At 34.6% G+C, this 2,448-nt stretch carries 3 protein-coding genes; 1 reads left to right on the top strand and 2 read right to left on the bottom strand.

What is annotated here, in order from left to right:
* Positions 1-214: hypothetical protein (locus tag B0I22_RS16260; protein WP_221411243.1), on the top strand; the 214-nt coding region annotated here is incomplete at its 5' end.
* 46 nt (positions 215-260) lie between these two features.
* Here B0I22_RS16260 and B0I22_RS16005 read toward each other — a convergent pair.
* Both B0I22_RS16005 and B0I22_RS16010 read right to left on the bottom strand, forming a co-directional pair.
* Positions 261-779 carry a hypothetical protein gene (locus B0I22_RS16005; RefSeq protein ID WP_133946617.1) on the bottom strand — a complete coding sequence of 173 codons (519 nt, stop codon included), beginning with the start codon at positions 777-779 and terminating at the stop codon, positions 261-263.
* 170 nt (positions 780-949) lie between these two features.
* Positions 950-2,320 carry a Shedu anti-phage system protein SduA domain-containing protein gene (locus B0I22_RS16010; protein ID WP_133946619.1) on the bottom strand — a complete coding sequence of 457 codons (1,371 nt, stop codon included), beginning with the start codon at positions 2,318-2,320 and terminating at the stop codon, positions 950-952.
* Between the last annotated feature and the right edge of the window lie 128 nt (positions 2,321-2,448).

Here is a 2,448-nt window from a genome sequence, read left to right on the forward strand (position 1 = left end):
AAATTTGAGAATATTCATTTTCGAAAATTCAGTTAAATTCAATTTCAGAAAATTCGATGGAGTAGACTTTCGTAAAAATATTGCAGACAACGTTTTGGGGCTTTGCGATGGTGGGGCAATCGAAGCGCAAATCTTCAATTTTGTACAAAAGTTGAACCGAAGAACTACCGTTGAACTTTGCAGTTTCGCCCCACTATCGCAAAACCCTTGTTAGCTGATGTACATTCGTCCACCGAGACGAATGTACATCAGCATATTTTTTATAAACTCCATTCCGCAATTATAAAAGTTGGATTTTCTAAGTTTTGCGTCAATGCAGTTTTTAGCCATTCAATTTGTGTTTGTCTAATACTATCTTCTTTTTTCTTTTTGAGTTCTACGAATATAAAATGATTGTCTTTGTAAGCAACAATATCAAAGCAACCCGATTTTCGACCGCCCTTTTGTTCGTATATTTTTTCGTAAATGTCCAATATTTTTCTGTCTGGAATAACTGGAAAAGAAACGTGTGGTAATCGTTGCCAAAATTTGTTTCGATAAGTGTCAACCCAAACTCCTTTATAACCTTGCCTTTCTAAAAGTCTTAATATCAACAATTCAGCAAATAGCGTTTCATTGTCAAGTTTTAATAATTTTTTTCCTCCGTAAGTGTCAAAGTTATTATTGTCAGTACAAGCTTCAAACACAAAATTGTATTTGTCAAGCAGAATTATTTCTCCACTTTCAGTCGTAAGTTTTTCAGTCGTTATTGAAGTCTGTCCTAAGTCGAAATTTGTCAAATCTTTGTTTTTAGTACGGTGTTTCTGGTATATCAGACAACGTTTCGGGTATTGCCGAAGGCGGGGATTTTTGGCACAAAAGCTCAATCGAAGAACAAATGTTGAACCTTACACAAATGTCCAATCGAAGCCGTTGAGCCCCGCTTTTGGCAATACCTTGTTAGGCACAGTTATTCTTCGTTTTCATCATTATTAAATTGTAGTCTTGTTCGAGCATTTTCTAAAAGTTCGGAATAAGTCATTATAGAAATATTTTTTAAAGAGTTTTTTAGTTCTTTGTATGCCTGTCTAGAATCTTCGTTATAGTGAGCTTCACTAATTTTCGCTTTTTGAGTTGCTGTCAATTCAGCATAAGGTTTACATAATTTTTGCCAAGAACCTATAATTATAAGCCCTTTCGGTCTAATACTTTCGACATACAACACATCCCCGACTTTGTCATTAATAAAAACTCTAATTTTTTTGTTATCAATTAAATATTCGTCATCATTGTCCTTGTAAACAGCTGTTATATATCTTTCCAATTGAGCGATAGCGATGGCAAGGTCTTTCGCAGGATAGAATTTGCCTCTGCCATCTCCAAATTCAAAAAGATATTGGTCAGGTCGTTTTAATTCAACTAGTTCAATATCTCCTAGGTGGTTTATTAGTATTAAGTCAAATTGAGACCTTGAAACACCTTCGTGAATTACGTACTTATTTGTATTAAGTAATGCAGGAACTCCAAAGAGTGAGTATTGACCAAAGTCGGTTAGAATTTTTTCCATTAAATGTTCAGGGCCATTTACAGAATTTTTTGTGTAACCAAATTTGTCAAATCCAATGTTCTTTGCTTTAGTTTTATTTAGTTTGCCTTCTTCTAAAATTTCTTCAACAGTCTCAACAAGCCATTGAGTTTGCTTTGTGACTTGCTTTTCAATTACGACAGTTGATGATTCACCTGCATCTAAATTGGCAGTTAAATTGATTAGGTCTGCTTGAGTGAATTCACCACTAGCTAAAATTTCTTGTAATAGCAGATTATAATTTCTATCAACTTCTATATCTTCTGTGTCTATATTAAATTGAGCACTTAGAAAAGGAACCATCCTATTAAAAACTCTTACATTCTTCTCTTGTCTCTCTTCTGAATCAACTCCTAAAATTTGGTCATACATTTCCTTTGTCACTTTTATTTCTCCGTTTTGAGCTGAGTTTTCATTTGCCCCTATAACAATTCTGTCAATTTCAAAGTCTGGTAAGTTCTTAAATATGTCATATACTTTCTTTGAACCTTTTGGTGGGTTTATAGGGTTGGAATTAATGTACTTTAAATTATCGTGGTTCAGCACAATTGTTACCGCATAACTATCTTCTTTAATTGGGTCAGCCAGATTTGGAAAAAATCGCTTTGTTCCATAAATAAGGCTGTCGTCCGAGTTGTCAAGAAATGTTTCATTGTCAATTTGGAAGGTGTTTCCAACCTTTGTCACCTGTCCATAGGTGTCAATAACTTTTAACTTTGTCTCAAGCTTTTCAGCTACTGTCTTTTTGAATGCCATTTATTGAATGTGGGTCGGTTTATAATTGTGCCTAACGTCCCCCGGCTTGGCGATAGCGGGGCGCCCGAAGCGGAAATGTTTCAACTAAAATACAAAATTAAAATAGAAAAACAAAGCGTCGATTTGGT

Source organism: Epilithonimonas xixisoli (genome assembly GCF_004365655.1).
GTDB lineage: Bacteria > Bacteroidota > Bacteroidia > Flavobacteriales > Weeksellaceae > Epilithonimonas > Epilithonimonas xixisoli.

Bases quoted from the DNA above. Each gene is read 5' to 3' on its own strand.
- B0I22_RS16010 (WP_133946619.1), bottom strand. From the start codon at position 2,320: ATGGCATTCAAAAAGACAGTAGCTGAAAAGCTTGAGACAAAGTTAAAA.